Here is a 16,407-nt window from a genome sequence, read left to right as displayed (position 1 = left end):
CCTTCCTCAGCCTCGCCGTCGGACTCACCATCGCCTGCGTCGCCCTCTGGTTCGCCTACCAACCGAACGTGACCAGCCTCGCCCAGGAAAAACTCCAGCAGACCGCCGCCACCACCATCCCCACCCCCACCACCGCAGCACCACTCATCCCGGCCCCGTCGCCCACACCCACGACAGCGGCGCCGGCCACGACCGCAGCGCCGGCCACGACCGCGGCCCAGACACAAGCCGCAGGCGGCGGAGGCGGAGCATCGGCCACGCCCAAGCCCAAGAAGACCCAGCACACGATTTCCGGCCCGACCGGCACCATCACCGGGCCCGCAACGACCGGCAAGTGCGTCGACGTCGACACCAACACCCCCACCAGCGGCAATGCCGTCCAGTTGTGGACCTGCAACGGCGTCTCCGGCCAGCAGTGGACGGTCGAGAGCGACGGAACTCTTCGCGCGTTCGGCAAGTGCCTGGACATCGTCGGCAACGGCACAGCGAACTTCACCAAAGTGCAGCTGTGGCAGTGCGACGGCGTGGGCGGGCAGCAGTGGATCCCGCGGGCCAACGGTTCGCTGCGCAACCCGCAGTCGGGGCGGTGCCTTGACGACCCGCAGGGCAACACCGCCGACGGCACCAAGCTACAGATCTACGACTGCAACGGCCTCTCCCCGCAGGTGTGGAACATCGCCTGACGCGGATCCCGCAAAGCCGCCGCTAACGGGCAGCCCCGGAGCGCGCGAGAGGAGGTAGGCCGGTGTTCACCGGCGTGCGCGGAAGAACTCGGTCAGGTCGTGTGCGAGCAGTTCGGGTTCTTCGTGGGCGGCGAAGTGTCCGCCGCGGGGCATGAGGGTGTACCGGGTGATGTTGTACGTGCGCTCGGCCCAGCTGCGCGGCGGCTGGGTGAGGTCGGCCGGGAACAGCGCGAGGGCCGTGGGCACCTCCACCCGCTCCACCCGCCTCGTCAGCCCCTGCCCGTATTCGTAGTAGGGCCGGAACGAGGTCGAGATCGTGTGGGTGAACCAGTAGAGCGACGCCTGCGTCAGGAGGAAGTCGTCGCTGAACCGGGACGAGAGGTTGCCCCCGCAGTCGCTCCAGGCGCGGTACTTCTCGACGATCCAGGCGAGCAGCCCGGTCGGTGAGTCGGCCAGCCCATAGCTCAGGGTGAGCGGGCGGGTGCTCTGTTCGTGCTGGTATCCGCCCTCTTCGGCGGACCACGCCGCGACGGAATCGAGGTAGGCGTGCTCCTGGGGGGTGACGCCGGCGGCGTCGTAGGTGATCGGGTTGGCGATGGCCAGCAGGTGAATGCCCACCAGGGCTTCGGGATGGGCTTCGCCGAGGCGGGAGGTGATGCCGGCGCCCAGGTCGCCTCCGTGGGCCGCGTAGCGGGCGAAGCCGAGTTCGTCGTGCATGAGCCGGTGCCAGATCTCGTGTGTCTGCGGCGGCTCTGTGAGGGAGGGCCGCTGTGGTGAGAAGGCGAATCCGGGCAGTGAGGGGACGATGACGGTGAACGCGTCGGCGGCGTCGCCCCCGTACCGCGACGGCGTGGCCAGTCGGCGGGCGAGGGCGGTCAGTTCGAGGAAGGAGCTGGGCCACCCGTTGGTCAGGACGATCGGCAGGGCGCCGGGGTGTTCGCCGTCGAAGCGGAGGTAGTGGACGGGTGTTCCGTCGATGTCCGCGAGGTGGGACGGGAGGGCGTTGATGGCGGCTTCGTGGGCACGCCAGTCGTAGTCCGAGGCCCAGTGGGCGACGAGGCGTCGCAGTTCGCCGGGGTCGGTGCCGGCGTCCCATCCGCTGGTGGGCCAGGGGGTCGGCCACCGTGTGTTGAGCAGTCGGGAACGCAGCTCATTGAGCTCGGCGTCGGTGACAGCGATCATGGGCATGTGGTCGGTCACAGAAGTCTCCTTGGTCCCGTTCTGGAACGGTCTGGGGGCACGACAGACTTGTCACGGCCATCGGCCTCTGCCCGTCGCAAGCAGCGGTCAGACCGCGACGCGGCCTCCATCAGCGGGCAGCACAGCGCCGTAGATGAAGCTGGCCTCGTCGGAGGCGAGGAAGCAGACGGCCGCGGCGATCTCGTCGGGGTCCGCCCCTCGCCGTGCTGGCACGGTTGCGGCCAGGGCGTCGAACATTTCGCCCATCCCGGCACTCGCCGGCGTGCGGGTCGGCCCCGGGGCCACGACGTTGACCCGTACGCCCTGCGGGCCGTACTCGGCAGTCCAGGACTTGGTCAGGGCCTCGATCGCCGCCTTGGAGGCTCCGTAGGCGGCCAAGCCGCTCATGCCGATGGTCGCCGCCATCGTCGAGATGCTGATGATCGCGCCGCCGCCCCGGGCGGCCATCTGCGGCGCGATTGCCGGGGTCAGGTAGAACGGTGCCTTGACGTTGACGTCGAAGACGAGGTCGAAGCTCTCCCGCGTGGTCTGCTCGGTCGGGCCGCCCGGGAAGACGCCGGCGTTGTTCACGAGCACGTCGACATCCGCCGCAGCCTCGGCCAGGCGCCGCACGTCGTCGAAGTCCGCGAGATCGGCGGCGATGAACCGGGCCTTGCCTCCCTCCGCCTCGATCCCGGCGACGACCTCGTCACCGCGCTGCTTGTCGCGACCGGTCACGATCACCTGCGCGCCGTGGCGCAGCGCCAGGCGCTGCGCCACGGCGCGGCCGATACCCGAGGTGCCGCCCGTCACGAGTGCGGTCTTTCCTTGAAGCGTCATGGTCCTGCTTCCTTCTTCTCTCGGTGTGTGCCGTCTATGCGAACGAGGCGGCGTAGTCGGCGGCGAACTGCTCGAACGAGGGCGCCTGGCGGCCCAGCAGGGTCGGCACGTCTTGGGTGACCCACTCGGCATCGCCTTCGGCGGTCAGGCTGAGCGCCTGGGCGTTCATGTGGGCGATCGGCTCGGGGACCCCGGCGCGGATCATTCCGTCCTTGTTCTCCTCGAAGCTGAGTTCCCGGTAGGTGATGGTCCGGGCCAGCAGCCTGGAGAGCACGGCGGCCACGTCGTCGTTGGAGATCGACTGCGGGCCGGAGAGCCAGTAGGTCTTGTTGGCGTGCGCGGCGGGCGTGGCTGCGATCTCGGCGGCCACCGCCGCCACGTCCCGGGCGTCAACCATGCCTGTCCGCCCTTTGCCGACTGCGGAGCCGAAGCCACTGGTCTTGGCGATCTCGGGCGCCCACGCAAGGACGTTCTGCATGTAGGCGTTCGAACGCAGCAGGGTGTGGGGCACCCCGGAGGCGGCCAGCCCGGCCTCGATCTCGCTCTGCCCGCGCCGCCGGGCGATCGGCGAATCGGGCGAGGCCTTGCTGGTGGCCTTGACGATGTGTCGGACCCCGGCCCGCGCGGCGCTGGCGACGACGTTCAGTTCCTGTGCGGGCACGGCGGGGCTGACCAGCACCACCGCAGTCACGCCCGCCATCGCTGCATCGATGCTCGCCGGCACCTCCAGGTCGCCGACGACGACGTGCGCGCCCGCATCCGCCAGCGCCTTTGCCTTCGCCGGGTTCCGGACCAGCACCCGGACCGGCATCTGCCGCTCGGCGAGCAGCCGCACCGCTTCGGAGCCGACCTTCCCGGCCGTGGTGACAAGGATCATGAGGGGCCTCTCTCTGCTCGCCCAGACTGGGTTACGCAGCCCACTCTCCGACATCCGGAATGGGTTGTCAAACCCAGAAAGGGTTATGATGGGCGCCATGAGCACCGTTACGCGAGACCTGCCGAAGCTGACCGCCAAGGGGGCGCGCACCCGGGCGCGGATCGTGGACGCTGCCGCCCGACTGATCCACGAGCGGGGTGTCGCGGGCACCACGCTCGATGACGTGCGGGCGGCGGCGGAGGTCAGCGGATCGCAGCTCTACCATTACTTCGCCGACAAGGACGAACTGGTCCAGGCGGTCATCGACCACCAGGCCGACACCATCCTGGGCAACCAGCGCAAGGCTGATCTTGGCAGCATCGAAGGGCTCGGGGCCTGGCGGGACATGGTGATCGCCCAGGCGAAGAGCACCGAAGCCAAGGGAGGCTGCCCCCTTGGATCGCTCAGCGGCCAACTCGCCGAGGCCGACCCCGAGGCCCGCGCCCTGATCGCCGCCGGATTCGACCGGTGGTCAGCCGCCATCGGCGACGGCCTGCGAAACCTTCACGCCTCCGGGCATCTCGCGAGCGAGATCGACCCGGACGACCTCGCCGTGACCCTCCTCGCCGCGCTCCAAGGGGGCCTGCTCCTCGCGCAGGTCCAACGCGACCCCCGTGCCCTCGAAACCGCGCTCGACACCCTCATCGCCCTCGCCTCCAGCGGATCAGCCGCGCCGCGAGGCAAGACTTGAACCGAGCTGTTCAGGGGGCCTGGTGGTGGCAGTAACGTGCCTGCCGCTACCGCCCCCTGGGCCAATCCCGGAGGCGTGAGGCCGGAGGGCGTGGATGGCACGCCAGGCGCCGCCGCCCGGGACCGAGGCGATGCCCGTCAGCCTGTGGGCGTGCCGATCTGGTTGCGTTCGAGCACGGAGCGCAGCTTCGAGAGGGCCTGTGAGGCGGCCGACGCTGAGGAACTGTCGAGAGTGCCTCCGATCAGCTCGGCCACTCCATCGGTGAAGGTTTTCTCCGCCGCATCAACGAGCTGCGAGCCGTCGTCGGTCAGGGCCAGCAGTGAGGACCGGCGATCGGATGGATTCGGCTGCCGGACGGCCCATCCCTGCTTCTCCAGACGGTCGACGGTCTTGCTGGTCGCCCCGATGCCGATGGCGAATTCGGCGGCAAGGTCCGCCACGCGGGACCCGGGGTGGTCGCGAAGGTAGCGCAGGGCCTCGAACTGCGAGGTGACGATGCCGTGCCGCTCACGGAGACGGTCGTTGAAGGCGTTGTACAGACGCGTCTCGCATCGGACCAGGTCGGCGAAGAAGCGCGGGAGGTCGACCGTCTCACCGCTTGCTTTGGATGTCACGACATATAGTCTACGTTAGATGCCACGGCATATAGTGCAGTGGAAGGTACTTACGGCAGGAGAAGAAGATGAGCAAGGAACAGCGCGCCCAGGTCGACGCAATGCTGCGGCAGCCGCGACCTGAGGGCCCCCAGTCGGTCGAGGCGATCCGAGCCGGATTCAAGGCGCTGATGGCCCAGATGATCGTGCCCGACAGCATCCACACCACGCAGACAACGCTCGGCGACCGGCCCGCACTGCATGTCGAGCCGGACAACGGGCCGCGCGCCGGGACGATCCTCTACTTCCACGGCGGCAGCTGGGTGTTCGGCTCCCCCGAGACCGCCCTGTCGCTGACAGGCCACCTCGTTGCCAAGACTGGCTTCGGGGCGTACTCGCTGGACTACCGGCTTGCCCCCGAGCACCCGTTCCCGGCCGCGATCGAAGACACACTGAGCGCCTACCGCGCCCTCCTCGACAGCGGCGAGGACCCTTCGACCATCGCGTTCGCCGGGGACTCGGCCGGCGGCGGCCTCACCGTCACCACCTGCCTCGCCGCCCGCGACGCGGGCCTCCCGCTGCCCGCCGCCATCGTGACGTTCTCCCCGGGCCTCGACGCCACCCGCACGGGCAAGAGCATGGACACCAAGGAAGGCATCGACCCGATCCTCACCCGCAAGTCCGTGGAACACACCGGAGCCATGTACCTCGCCGGGCAGGACCCGCACCAGCCCATGCTCAGCCCGGCCGTCCTCGCCGACCTGACCGGCTTCCCCCCGATGCTCATCCAGGTAGGCACCAACGAGATCCTGCTGGACGACTCCACGCGCCTGGCCGCGCGGGCAAGGGCAGCCGGAGTGGACGTCATCCTGGACATCACCGCCGACGTGCCGCACGTGTTCCAGTCGTTCGCCGGCATCCTGGACGAGGCAGACGAGGCACTGGACCGCGCGGCTCTCTTCCTCAGCCAGCGCATCCGCGCCGGGGGCACAGCGCACACGTCAGCAGGGTAGGGCCGGCCCCCAGCCGCACTCGGGCTACGACCTCCACCCCGGGCCTTGCTCGCCATTCCCTTCCAGGCGGTTGGCCCGGGGTTGACCAGGTGGGTCTTAGGGAACTGACACAGCACCCACGGCACCGAGAGTCCCGAAGAAGGGCGATCAAAGTGAAGATCGTGGTGGATGACCTCTCCGGCTCAGAGATCGCCGGGTTCCTCGACGAGCACGTCCAGCAGATGCGGTCCATCACGCCTCTGGAGAGCAAGCACGCCTTCGATCTCGACGGGCTCCGCAAGCCCGAGATCACGTTCTGGTCAGTCATGGACGGTGACTCGCTGGTGGGCTGCGGTGCGATCAAGCGGCTGGACGCGGGCCACGCGGAGCTGAAGTCGATGCGCACCACGCCGACTCGTAAGCGAAGCGGGATCGCATCCCTGCTGCTTGAGCACATCATCACCGAGGCCAAGCGCATGGGATTCACTCGGCTGAGCCTGGAGACCGGCGCGGCCGACTTCTTCCTGCCCGCCAGAAAGCTGTACGAGAAGTTCGGGTTCATCCGCTGCGAGCCGTTCGCGGACTACCAGCCCGACCCGAACAGTACGTTCATGACAAGGATGCTCTAAAGGATCTAATCCAGAAGTCTTGACTATTGCTCGGAATGTTCGCCCCGTCCTTCCCGCGCATCCGACACGTTCCAGCTCTCAGTGGCAGGTGAATTGTTTGTTCATGGTGCTCGTGCTCAACGTGCAGGTTTGACCCGGGACGGTACCGGTCGTCTCACGAAAGGTGAGGTCCCAGGGCCCGCCGTTGTCGCGCAGGACCGCGTACCCGAAGGTCCCTTCCTGGGTGATCGAGTGAGTGACAGGCTGCGGCGGCGTGCCGACTGGTTGTCCGGGGACGTTAGTGTTGTCCGGGCCGTTGTCCTGTGGTTCTCCGCCCGAGGAGCCCACGGTCACCTGGGGTGGGCGGGAGGTGTTGAAATCGACCATCTGGTAAAGGTGGATGTGGCCTGACAGCACCAGTCGAATGTTGTCGGCCAGCCGACCCAGGCTGGTATTAGCGACGGCTGCGTCGAGGACGTGGGTCACCCATGTCACATTTCCTTGCGTTGAGCCGGCCGCTTTCACCATCCACAGCGGCTTGTGCGTGAATACGAAGTAATCATGGGTGGGATGCTGCTGCGCATCGTGGTTCACGGCGTCGAATTGCTGAGTGTATCGGTTCTTCTGTTCCGTCGTTGTGGTTCCGTCGTCGTTCGGGTCGGCAAGCGAGGAGTCCACGGAGATGAGGTTCAGGGAGCCCGCGTCAATCGCGACCGGGGTGGTGTAACGGCTGCACGATCCGTTGTCGCGGAGGTCGTCGGCGAGGTAGCGGAACCACGCGCCACCAGCGCCGCCTTGCTGCGCGGCGTTGCAGTCTTCATGGTTGCCTCGGGTCAACGCGATCGGCGACGTGGCCAGCAGCGTTTCCGCCGGTCTGAAGAAATCAGCGACAACACAGGGCCAGCTGGCTCTGTCTGCGAGCGTCACGCAGCCCGGGTTTGCCGCCTTGTCGTTTTCCCTGCCGGGGTCGTCACGGTAGAGGTAGTCACCGACATGGATCACGAGATCCGGCCGCGACTTGGTGACAGCGCTGGTCGCGATCTGCGGGAAGGGCCAACCGCTTTGATGGTTCGCGCAGTCCTGCACGGGACCCGCCGTCGGGACTCGGCAGCCGGTGTCGCCGATGATCCCGATGGTGCGAGGGCGCGTGGTCGCAGTCCAGTTCGGCAAGGGGAGCTGACGGTTCCCAGGGTGCACCGTGGCCGCGTGGATCGTCGATTGCTCAAGCACCGCGTCGGAGGCCCCGAGGCGTACAACCAACTCGCACACGGTGGTCGGGAACTGCGCCCCCATGGGAAGGCTCGCACGGTGCATGCGGAATGGATTTCTGTTCCCGGCCAGGGTGTACCGCACGGTGGGGCAGCTTTGGGTGGTGTCGGTGGTCACATAACGGATCTGGGTGCCACGGCTGGTCAGTTGGGTCCACGCCCAGGCCTCACCATTGGGCGGGGCCCCGAGCGGAGGGGTAGGTCTGGGCGGCCTGCCACCACCGGGCGCGACCTGTGCGGGCATCGCACCGGCCGAGACCGCCGCAGCCAGCACGCTCACCACGGCGAAGACGGTGATCCGGTGCATCATGCTCACGTTCCTCTGTTCGAGTGTCGTATCCGTGCGAGGAGGGAGTCCGGGTGCCGCGTTAGCGGCCGTCGGTGCCCTGCCGGCGCGACGCACAGTTAACGTATCTGACTCTCAGTGATGACGCTCGTTGAAAACGGTCCCCTCCGCTCAGGGGTGGCCCCGCGATCAGTGGTTGGCCTGGGCGTTGCTGAGTGCGATGAGCACTTCCTGGGCGTGGGGGGTGGCGGCGATGTCGCCCAAGGAGAGAAGACCCACGAGGTGACCGTCGTCCACGACGGGCAGGCGGTGCAGTGCGTGATCGCGCATCAGTGCGGTCGCGTCACACAGTGTGGTGTCGGGGGTGACAGTGACCAGGGCCCTGGAGGCGGCTTGGCGGGCCGTGGTGCTGCCCGCGATCAGGCCTTCGGCGGTGACGCGGACGATGATGTCGCGGTCCGTGATCAGGCCGTGGAGGACGTCGTCGGTGGCAACGAGGACACAGCCGACGTCGGCGTCGCGCATGCAGGCGGCAACCGCGGTCAGGGAAGTGTAGGGCGGAACCGTGACGACGTCGGTAGTCATCGCGTCGCGAACCAGGTCCACGGGGCTCCTCCGGTCTTCGGTGGGTGTGGTCACAGCCTCGCGCGTCGCTGTTGGGGGTGCCCCGGGCGGCGGCCCGGCGGCTGTTCGGGGGCCGGGTGCTCGGTCGCGTCGGGGACGGGGCGGCTCGTGGGTGAGTCGGCGGTGAGGGTGAGGGCTTCGCCGTGGTGGCGGATTGTCATCGACGGGCCTGCCAGCAGGGTGTAGGTGGCGATCCCGGTCTTGATCTCGACGCCGAGGCGACGGCCCCAGATTTCGAGGTGGAATGCGAGCCGGCTGAGTTTCTCGGGCAGCCGGGGCATGAACGACAGGGTGTCGCCGTGGTGGCGCATGCCTCCGAAGCCGCAGACCAGGGCCATCCAGGTGCCGGCCAGTGAGGCGATATGCAGCCCGTCCCTGGTGTTGTTCTCCAGATCATCGAGGTCCATCAGCGCCGCTTCGACGGTGTAGTCATAGGCAAGCTTCTCGTGGCCCACCTCCGCCGCGATGACGGCCTGGCAGCACGCGGACAGTGACGAGTCCCGCACGGTCAGGGGTTCGTAGTAGTCGAAGTTGCGGGCCTTGTGCCCGGTGTCGAACGCCTCGCCGCATGTGTACATGGCCAGCACCAGGTCTGCCTGTTTCACCACTTGTTTGCGGTAGATGTCGAAGTAGGGGAAGTGCAGCAGCAGGGGGTACTGGTCGGGCCGGGTGGCCGCGAAGTCCCACGGCTGGTGGCCGGTGAACCCGGCGTGCTGCTCATGCACCCTCAGCTCGTCGTTGTAGGGCAGGTGCATGGCCTCTGCGGCGTCGCGCCATGCGGCGGTCTCCTCGTCGTCCACGCTCAGTGCGGTTGCCTGGTGGGGGTGGCGTTCGGCGGCTTCGGCAGCTTCGGTCAGATTCCTGGCGGCCATGAGGTTGGTATAGGTGTTGTCGTCGGCGACTGCGCTGTACTCGTCCGGGCCGGTCACGCCGTCGATGTGGAAGGTGCCGCGGTGGTCGTGATGGCCCAGCGACATCCACAGCCGGGCTGTCTCCACGAGCAGTTCCACCCCGCTGGTGCGCTCGAAGTCCTGGTCGCCGGTGGCGGAGACGTAGCGGACGACGGCGTCGGCGATGTCGGCGTTGACATGGAACGCGGCGGTGCCGGCCGGCCAGTAGGCGGTGCACTCCGCACCGTCGATGGTCCGCCAGGGGAACGCCGCCCCGCGCAGCCCGAGCTGCCGCGCGCGGTCGCGGGCGGTCGGCAGGGTGCTCTGCCGCCAGCGCAGCGCCTCGGCGACGGCACCGGGTGAGGTGTAGGTGAGCAGCGGCAGGACGAAGGTCTCGGTGTCCCAGAAGGAGTGACCGTCGTAGCCGGTGCCGGTCAGACCTTTGGCGGGGATGGCACGCTGTTCGGCGCGGGCACCGGCTTGCAGCACGTGGAACAGGGCGAACCGCACTGCCTGCTGGATCTCCTCGTCTCCGTCGACCTCGACATCGGACCGGGCCCAGAACTCGTCCAGGTAGGACTGCTGCTCGTCCGCCAGGCCTTGCCAGCCCGTGCTGCCGGCCGCGGCGAGGGCGGCTTCGACCTGGTCCCGCACGGCGGGCAGGGACCGGAAGCGCGACCAGCCGTAGGCGACCGTTTTCTCGATCCGCAGCTTCTGGCCGGGGGCCAGCAGCGACGTGACCGTCAGGCGTGCGACGTCGGCGTTGCTCTCGCTGCTGGTCTGTGTCGGCTCGGGTCCCTGCACGGAGTGGTCGGCTGCGGCCGCGATCCGCAGCTTGCTGCTGCGCGTGCAGTGGATCAGCCTCAGGTGGTTTCCCATGGCCAGGTCCTCCTCCGCCTCCAGCGGCGACTCCAGCGCCACAGCGGTACGTGGATCACCGGCCACGGTGGGGAGTTGTTCGTTGGCGACGAGTTCGGACTGCACGACGATGCGCACCGGGGTGTCGACGGCTTCGACCTCGTAGGCGACGGTGGCGATGGAGCGCTGGGTGAAGGAGACCAGCCGGGTGGAGCGCACCCGCACCGTGCGGCCCGCCGGCGAGGTCCACTCGCAGGTGCGGTGCAGCACGCCGCAGCGCATGTCGAGGACGCGTTCGTGGCTGCGGAGCCTGCCGTAGCGCAGGTCGAAGGGTGCGTCGTCGACGAGCAGCCGGATAATTTTGCCGTTGGTCACATTGATCGCGGTCTGGCCGGACTCGGGGTAGCCGTATCCCGCTTCCGCGTAGGGCAGCGGGTGCAGCTCGTGGAAGCCGTTGAGGTAGGAGCCGGGCAGCCCGTGAGGCTCGCCCTCGTCGAGGTTGCCGCGCCAGCCGACATGACCGTTGGAGAGCGCGAAGACCGATTCGCTCTGCGGCAGCAGATCCAGCTTGAGCCACGTCTCCCTCAGAGCCCAGGGGCCGACCGCGAAACAGGTGTCCGTGATCATCCCCGCGGCTCCAGTTCTGCGAGGTCCTGCACGACGATGTCCGCACCGTGGGCGCGCAGGGCGTCCGCCTGTCCGACCCGGTCGACCCCGACGACGTAACCGAAATGGCCCGACCGCCCCGCGTCCATCCCGGCGAGCGCATCCTCGAAAACCGCCGATGCCGATGCCGCGACACCCAGGTCGCGTGCGGCAGCCAGGAACGTGTCAGGGTGCGGCTTGCCGGGAAGTCCGCGCTCCGCGGCCACCACCCCGTCGATGCGAACCTCGAACAACGCCTCCGCCCCGACCGACACCAGGATGTCCCGGCAATTCGCACTGGAGGACACAACGCCGGTCTTCAGACCGCATCGCCTCACCGCGCGGATGTAGCGCAGGGTGCCCGGGTACGCTTCGACACCATCGGTGCGGATCTTCTCCAGTAGTAGAACGTTCTTGCGATTCCCCAGCCCGTGTACCGTGTCCTGCTCGCCATCGTCGTCCGGAGAACCCTCGGGAAGCTGGATACCGCGCGAGGCGAGGAAGCTGCGCACCCCGTCGGCGCGCGGCCGTCCGTCCACGTACTCGTCATAGTCCCCCGTGGCATCGAACGGCGTGAAGCCGGATCCGTCGTGCCGCAGGAGGAAGTCGTCGAACGTCTGCTTCCATGCGGCCGCATGCACCACGGCCGTCTTCGTGATGACGCCGTCCAGATCGAACAGACACGCTTCGATCGATACCGGCAGACCAAGCTGCGTCATGGAGGGCACCCTCTCCGGACCTCGGCTCCTCTGCGGTTGGTTCCCCCGGCATCAATGATCTCCCCCCGTCTGTCCGGACGCCACCGCCGAGCTCCTTCAGGAGGGCGATCCAGATCGACCGAACCGTCGAGGCATGGCAGGACTGGCTGAAGACGCTGGGCGACACGGCAACGGATCAGCAGGTAAAGGGATCAGCCGGACAGGTCCGCCATGCGCCGGATGCGTTCGATCGCGGGTTCGGCGGGGTCGCCGGGCCCGAAGGCCGGGTGGCCCCTGGCGGCACGCCGCCAGGGGCCATCCGAGCCGGCCACGGGCACCGGCGCTCCATCGCGGCGGCTACTCGTAGCCGAGGACCTTGAAGTCCTTGCTGACGAAGACGTGGTGCGGCCAGTTGATGCTGATGTTGTGGACCTCGTACTCGCCGTCGCTCAGGAGCACCACACGGTCGACGATGCCTCCGGGGACGACGGCCTGAGCGGACTTCGTCGCCTTGTTCGCTGTCGTCCCGGTGACGATCGTCCCCTCTCCCTCGGTGTAGTTGGGAACCTGACCGACCGACTTCGTCGGTGACGGCACCCCCTGCTGGAAGGGGATCACCCCTGCCGCCTTGGCAGCCGCGGCTCCGCCGTCGCCCTTGGGCTGCACGATGACCTGGGTAGCCGTGATGGTCGCGGTGTTGACCGTCCCCAGGACGAGGACGCTTGCGCCCTTCTTCACGGCCCGCGCCGAGGCGGAGTCGGCTCCCCTCTTGTAGGTCGTGGAGGACGCCTCGTTGACGGTCACCTCCACACCCGTTGCCGTCGCAAAGGTGAAGCCCGACGTGGACGTGGTGTCGACGATGCCGGTCGCACCCCCGGGTTCCGGCCCGGTCACCGGGCCGCCGGTGGGCGTTGCGGTCGGTGCGGACGTGGCTGCGGCCGAAAGGGGCGACGCGGACGACGAGAACTCCGCAGCGGAGGAGGTGCCGGCACCGGCGAGTCCGGCCACCGCACACGTCAGCCCGGCGGCCACGATCCATCCACCCCTCTTCTTCGACAGCAACCGCCGTACGCTTGGCCGGCCTGCTTGCACGGCCATGGTCCCCGGGGCTGACCCGGCCGGTGAGTGGCTTGTCGGGTCGTAGTCGTTCATGATGGCGTTCCTCTCACTTGGGCAACTGCTCTCACTTGAGCAACTGCTCTGAGCCTTCCGGCCGTTTATGTGAGGAAGCTGTCGTGCACCTGAAGAACTCCTAACAAAGTGCAAGGTCCACCAGTCGGTTCCGGCAGATGATGCTGCGTAACCAGTACCCCCGGAACCGAGACGGTCTTCACCCTTCAGCTGCCCGGGTGAACCGCCGTCGAGCATCGTGCTGAATACGGTGTCGCCCGAGGAGCGTTGATGTACGACGAGCGCATCCGGGCGCGGATGCCGGACTCGCCCGGTGCCGCGAGGCGGACGGCTGACTTGCCGCTGGTGTTCAGGGCGAAGGAGTCGCTGTCGGAGTCATACCGTTGGGGACGGGCAGTGCCGTTTGGGCGGCTGTAGGAGCTTTAGTGACATTGAATGTGGGTACCGACGAGCGCGGGGTCGGGTAGCCCTTGGTCTGCGAGGATGGCGATGCCGAGTTCGGCTTCGGGGCCGCGCTAAGCCTCGTGGCACTCGGCGCCGGGCGCGAAGGGGCGCCGCTGGCGGCCGGTGGCACGAGCGGGGGCGCCGGGACAGTGGTCGCCGCAGTCCCCTCCAGGTACATCGGCAGCACCACGGCCACCGCCGCCGCCGCGGCCGCCAGCCCGCCGGCGACGGCCGCCCGCACCCGCCGCCGCCTGGCCGCGCCACGGCGGATGCGCTCGAACGAGCCGGGCGGTGCCAGCAGGATCTCGTCGTCGTGCCGCCGCAGCGCCACCAGCAGCTCGTCGTCGGTCTCCTCCGGGTTGCCGGGGCCCTCAACGCGTCCGATCAAGGTCTCCTCCCAGTCTGGCGCGCAGCATCTCCCGAGCCGCGTGGAGATCGGCCTTCACTGTGTTCTCGTTCCGTCCCATCAACGCCGAGACCTCCCGGACCGGCAGGTCCGCGTAGTAGTGGAGCAGTACGGGCGTGCGCAGCCGCTCGGGGAGCGATTGCACCAGTAACCGCATGGAGTCGCCGGCGGGCTCGCCCTGGTCCCGCACGACTGCCTCTGTGGTGGCGCGGCTCATGGCCCGCCGCTCGCGTTCCAGTTTCCGCCAGTGGTCGCGGACGAGGTTGGCCGCTGTGACGTAGAGGAATCCGCGCGGTTCGGCCACCTTGGTCCAGCGGGCCCACAGGCGGGTGAAGGCCTCGGAGGCGATCTCGTGGGCGGTGCCGTCGTCGTCGACCAGACGACGGCACCAGCCCGCCAGACGGGGATAGAGGCCGGCGAACAGTTCGGACGCCGCCGCCTCCTTCGCTCGGCTCAACGGGCCGCCTCGTGTGCGGTGGTGAGGGATGCGTACACCACGACATTGTCACGGTAGCCGCCTCCGCCGCCGATACGGGGGCCACCGCAGGTGATCAGCCGCAGGGCCGGGTGGCTGACGTTCCCGTACACCGCGTCGGTGGGGAAGCTGGACTTGGCAACCGTCTGCACCCTGTCCACGGTGAAATCGGCCGATGCCCCGTCCTGCAGCCGCGCCAGGATGTGGTCCCCCTTCTTCAGGCGGCTCAGGTGCAGGAAGACCCCGTCCCCGTACTGACCGACGGTCACATGGGCCAGGATCACCGAGGGGCCGATCTGGCCGGGTGTCGGCGACCCCTGGTACCAGCCCGCCGGAGCGTTCTTCTCGATCGGCGGCACCTGCACGCTGCCGTCCTTCGCCAGCCCCAGCCGGATGACGGGCGTATCGACCCCGATTCCCGGGATCTCCAGCCGCACCGGCACGGACCGCGCGAGCGGGCGCGGCGCGGCCGTGCCGCCGGTCGCCGGCGCCCCGGACGCCGCCGTCCCACGCGCGGCCCCGGCCCCGGAACCGGTCGCGGTCCCGGAACCGCTCGCGGTCCCGGAACCGGAACCGGCCGTGGAGCCGGTCCCGGAGCCGCACCCGGCCAGCAGCGGCGCGGCGACCAGCACGGCCAGCAGCACCGCCATCAGCCGCCCATGGACACGCGCAGCGCCCTCGGTTCCTGGCAAGAGTCAGCCCCGGACCTTGGACCTGCGGCGCATGACGACCACACCGACACCGCCGAGGAGCACGGCACCGGCCGCCAGCGAACTGGTGACAACCGTGTCACTGTTCCCACTGGCCCTGAGCGGAACCCCGGTGTCCGGCGCGCCCTGGGGCACACTCTGGACCTGGCCGGGCGACGTTGTTGCCGGAGCCGCAGACGGAGCCGCAGTCGCCTGGCCGGTCGGCTTTGCCGACTGAGCCGCAGACGGAGGCGCAGTCGCCTGGGCTGTGGACGGGCTGGCCTTGGTGGGCTGCGGCGTCGGCGTAGAGCTGGCCGCGAGCGCGGGCCCCGCGCCGAGCACAAGCGCGGCGCAGGCCAAGGCGAAGGGGAGCAAGGGGTTTTTGCGCATGAACGGCTTCTCTCTCACCGGCCCGCCGCCACGGATGACGACGGGCTCCGTTGTGGACGTGCGAAGAGACGAGACAGCCCAGGGACAGGTTGTAAAGGAATGGCAAACTTCAGAATCTTCGCCGACAGAGCGAGGCGAGGCGAGTCCCGACACCGTGATCCCGATCCCCCGCGAGCACCGGGCGTCCGTGACCGGTCAGGGCCGTGACGCGGCGATGGCCACGCGGGTTCTTGCAGCGTGAACATCAAGCAGGCCCGCGCGGCCATGTCGCCTCGCGGTCAGCCGACGCGGCCGCATCCCCGGGTCAGGCCCGCGCGCCTCCGTCGACCCGGAGGACCGTGCCGGTGACGTAGGAGGAGCGGTCGCTGAGGAGCCAGGCGGCGGCCTGGGCGATCTCGTCGGGGTCGGCGGAGCGGCGCAGCGGGGTCTGTGCGTTGAGCCGCTCGACGATGCCAGGCGACTCGTCGTTCCACGCGCGCACCATCTCGGTCAGCGGTGCGTACCGAGCAGCGCCGGGGATGCGGTCGAGGACACCGTCACACCGTCAGCGATGCCTACCATCCGGATTCTTCTTCTCCCGGGCCTTGCGGGTCATGTCCAGGGCCAGGAACGCGTGGAGGGCCAATCCCAGTAGCAACACCAGCCCATCGGCCAGGGGGTTCGACGAGCCGGCCTGGGTGCTGATAACCGCCATGGAGAGGGCGCAGATCGACGATAGAATTTTATAATACGACATTGTTCGCTTTCCGAGCGGAGGGGTCCCGTCCTCCGTCCCGGATGACCCCACGACGGCTCGGGAGAGCACTTTTCGCGAGCATGACGCACCCGCCCCGGGAGGGATCCCGTCACGGTGACCACCGTTCGAACAAGTTGTCAAATAGGTCCTCCGATCTTTTCGGCCCGGACTGGAGGACTGCACCCTCCATTCACCAGTGTGAACCGGCGTTAAAGGGATCAATTGTCGGTGCCAGCAAGACTCTTGACGAGACGTTTGGTTCAGGAGTTGAATCCACGCGTTACCTGAAACCGCCTATGCGGAAGTGCTCAGCGCGGTGCGTGTCATGGACTGGACCCGCACCTCCCCCCACCACAAGCATGCGC

The 16,407-nt window shown here is 68.5% G+C and carries 18 protein-coding genes and 1 pseudogene; 4 read left to right on the top strand and 15 right to left on the bottom strand.

Going from position 1 to position 16,407, the window contains the following annotated elements:
• On the top strand, nt 1-683 hold a 683-nt coding region (locus FCI23_RS30145), incomplete at its 5' end, for a ricin-type beta-trefoil lectin domain protein (RefSeq protein WP_136727101.1).
• A 66-nt stretch (nt 684-749) separates the two neighbouring features.
• Here the strand turns inward: FCI23_RS30145 and FCI23_RS30140 are convergent.
• The 3 genes from FCI23_RS30140 to FCI23_RS30130 form a co-directional block, all read right to left on the bottom strand.
• Entirely contained in the window at nt 750-1,883 is a 1,134-nt protein-coding gene (locus FCI23_RS30140; protein WP_246144175.1) for an epoxide hydrolase family protein, read from the bottom strand.
• A gap of 87 nt (nt 1,884-1,970) precedes the next feature.
• Nucleotides 1,971-2,702: an SDR family NAD(P)-dependent oxidoreductase gene (locus tag FCI23_RS30135; RefSeq protein ID WP_136727100.1), complete on the bottom strand. Its 732-nt coding sequence runs from the start codon at nt 2,700-2,702 to the stop codon at nt 1,971-1,973.
• A 34-nt stretch (nt 2,703-2,736) separates the two neighbouring features.
• On the bottom strand, nt 2,737-3,579 hold the full coding sequence (locus FCI23_RS30130; RefSeq protein WP_136727099.1) for an NmrA family NAD(P)-binding protein: 843 nt from the start codon (nt 3,577-3,579) through the stop codon (nt 2,737-2,739).
• Nucleotides 3,580-3,676: 97 nt separating this feature from the next.
• Here FCI23_RS30130 and FCI23_RS30125 point away from each other — a divergent pair, with 97 nt between their 5' ends.
• Nucleotides 3,677-4,309 (top strand): TetR/AcrR family transcriptional regulator, encoded by a 633-nt coding sequence (locus tag FCI23_RS30125; RefSeq protein ID WP_136727098.1) that lies wholly within the window; start codon nt 3,677-3,679, stop codon nt 4,307-4,309.
• Nucleotides 4,310-4,446: 137 nt separating this feature from the next.
• On the opposite strand, the gene FCI23_RS30120 is transcribed toward FCI23_RS30125, so the two are convergent.
• Nucleotides 4,447-4,923 (bottom strand): MarR family winged helix-turn-helix transcriptional regulator, encoded by a 477-nt coding sequence (locus tag FCI23_RS30120; RefSeq protein ID WP_136727097.1) that lies wholly within the window; start codon nt 4,921-4,923, stop codon nt 4,447-4,449.
• A 68-nt stretch (nt 4,924-4,991) separates the two neighbouring features.
• Between FCI23_RS30120 and FCI23_RS30115 the strand changes: the two genes are divergently transcribed.
• Both FCI23_RS30115 and FCI23_RS30110 read left to right on the top strand, forming a co-directional pair.
• The gene (locus FCI23_RS30115; RefSeq protein ID WP_136727096.1) at nt 4,992-5,915 is read left to right on the top strand and encodes an alpha/beta hydrolase; all 924 of its coding nucleotides are present in this window, start codon (nt 4,992-4,994) and stop codon (nt 5,913-5,915) included.
• Nucleotides 5,916-6,067: 152 nt separating this feature from the next.
• Nucleotides 6,068-6,523, top strand: a complete 456-nt coding sequence (locus FCI23_RS30110) for a GNAT family N-acetyltransferase (protein ID WP_136727095.1) — start codon at nt 6,068-6,070, stop codon at nt 6,521-6,523.
• Between the two features lie 78 nt (nt 6,524-6,601).
• Here FCI23_RS30110 and FCI23_RS30105 read toward each other — a convergent pair whose 3' ends face one another.
• The 11 genes and pseudogenes from FCI23_RS30105 to FCI23_RS56775 all read right to left on the bottom strand — a co-directional run bounded on the left by FCI23_RS30105 (nt 6,602) and on the right by FCI23_RS56775 (nt 16,000).
• Nucleotides 6,602-8,080, bottom strand: a complete 1,479-nt coding sequence (locus tag FCI23_RS30105; RefSeq protein ID WP_246144171.1) for a metallophosphoesterase family protein — start codon at nt 8,078-8,080, stop codon at nt 6,602-6,604.
• Nucleotides 8,081-8,245: 165 nt separating this feature from the next.
• Nucleotides 8,246-8,662, bottom strand: coding sequence for a CBS domain-containing protein (locus tag FCI23_RS30100; protein WP_246144170.1), 417 nt, complete (start codon nt 8,660-8,662; stop codon nt 8,246-8,248).
• Between the two features lie 29 nt (nt 8,663-8,691).
• Nucleotides 8,692-11,055 carry a glycoside hydrolase family 65 protein gene (locus tag FCI23_RS30095; protein ID WP_136727094.1) on the bottom strand — a complete coding sequence of 788 codons (2,364 nt, stop codon included), beginning with the start codon at nt 11,053-11,055 and terminating at the stop codon, nt 8,692-8,694.
• A complete protein-coding gene (locus FCI23_RS30090; protein ID WP_136727110.1) occupies nt 11,052-11,792 on the bottom strand; it encodes a beta-phosphoglucomutase family hydrolase in 741 nt (246 codons plus the stop codon). Before FCI23_RS30090 ends, FCI23_RS30095 begins: the two co-directional genes overlap by 4 nt.
• A gap of 336 nt (nt 11,793-12,128) precedes the next feature.
• Nucleotides 12,129-12,923 (bottom strand): hypothetical protein, encoded by a 795-nt coding sequence (locus FCI23_RS30085; RefSeq protein ID WP_136727093.1) that lies wholly within the window; start codon nt 12,921-12,923, stop codon nt 12,129-12,131.
• Nucleotides 12,924-13,251: 328 nt separating this feature from the next.
• Nucleotides 13,252-13,734: a hypothetical protein gene (locus tag FCI23_RS30080; protein WP_136727092.1), complete on the bottom strand. Its 483-nt coding sequence runs from the start codon at nt 13,732-13,734 to the stop codon at nt 13,252-13,254.
• Nucleotides 13,718-14,209, bottom strand: a complete 492-nt coding sequence (locus FCI23_RS30075) for an RNA polymerase sigma factor (protein WP_136727091.1) — start codon at nt 14,207-14,209, stop codon at nt 13,718-13,720. Before FCI23_RS30075 ends, FCI23_RS30080 begins: the two co-directional genes overlap by 17 nt.
• Nucleotides 14,206-14,877, bottom strand: coding sequence for a class F sortase (locus FCI23_RS30070; protein ID WP_136727090.1), 672 nt, complete (start codon nt 14,875-14,877; stop codon nt 14,206-14,208). The genes FCI23_RS30075 and FCI23_RS30070 overlap by 4 nt, the downstream gene beginning before the upstream one ends.
• Before the next feature lie 45 nt (nt 14,878-14,922).
• On the bottom strand, nt 14,923-15,306 hold the full coding sequence (locus FCI23_RS30065; RefSeq protein WP_136727089.1) for a Tat pathway signal sequence domain protein: 384 nt from the start codon (nt 15,304-15,306) through the stop codon (nt 14,923-14,925).
• 304 nt (nt 15,307-15,610) lie between these two features.
• Nucleotides 15,611-15,805: pseudogene (locus FCI23_RS30060) on the bottom strand (SDR family oxidoreductase); the annotation flags it as partial.
• 45 nt (nt 15,806-15,850) lie between these two features.
• A complete protein-coding gene (locus FCI23_RS56775; protein WP_169316993.1) occupies nt 15,851-16,000 on the bottom strand; it encodes a hypothetical protein in 150 nt (49 codons plus the stop codon).
• Nucleotides 16,001-16,407: the final 407 nt, after the last annotated feature.

It is taken from the genome of Actinacidiphila oryziradicis, from assembly GCF_005047355.1.
GTDB lineage: Bacteria > Actinomycetota > Actinomycetes > Streptomycetales > Streptomycetaceae > Actinacidiphila > Actinacidiphila oryziradicis.
The sequence above is the reverse complement of the archived record's forward strand: the minus strand, read 5'-3'. Positions and strand labels throughout refer to the sequence as shown.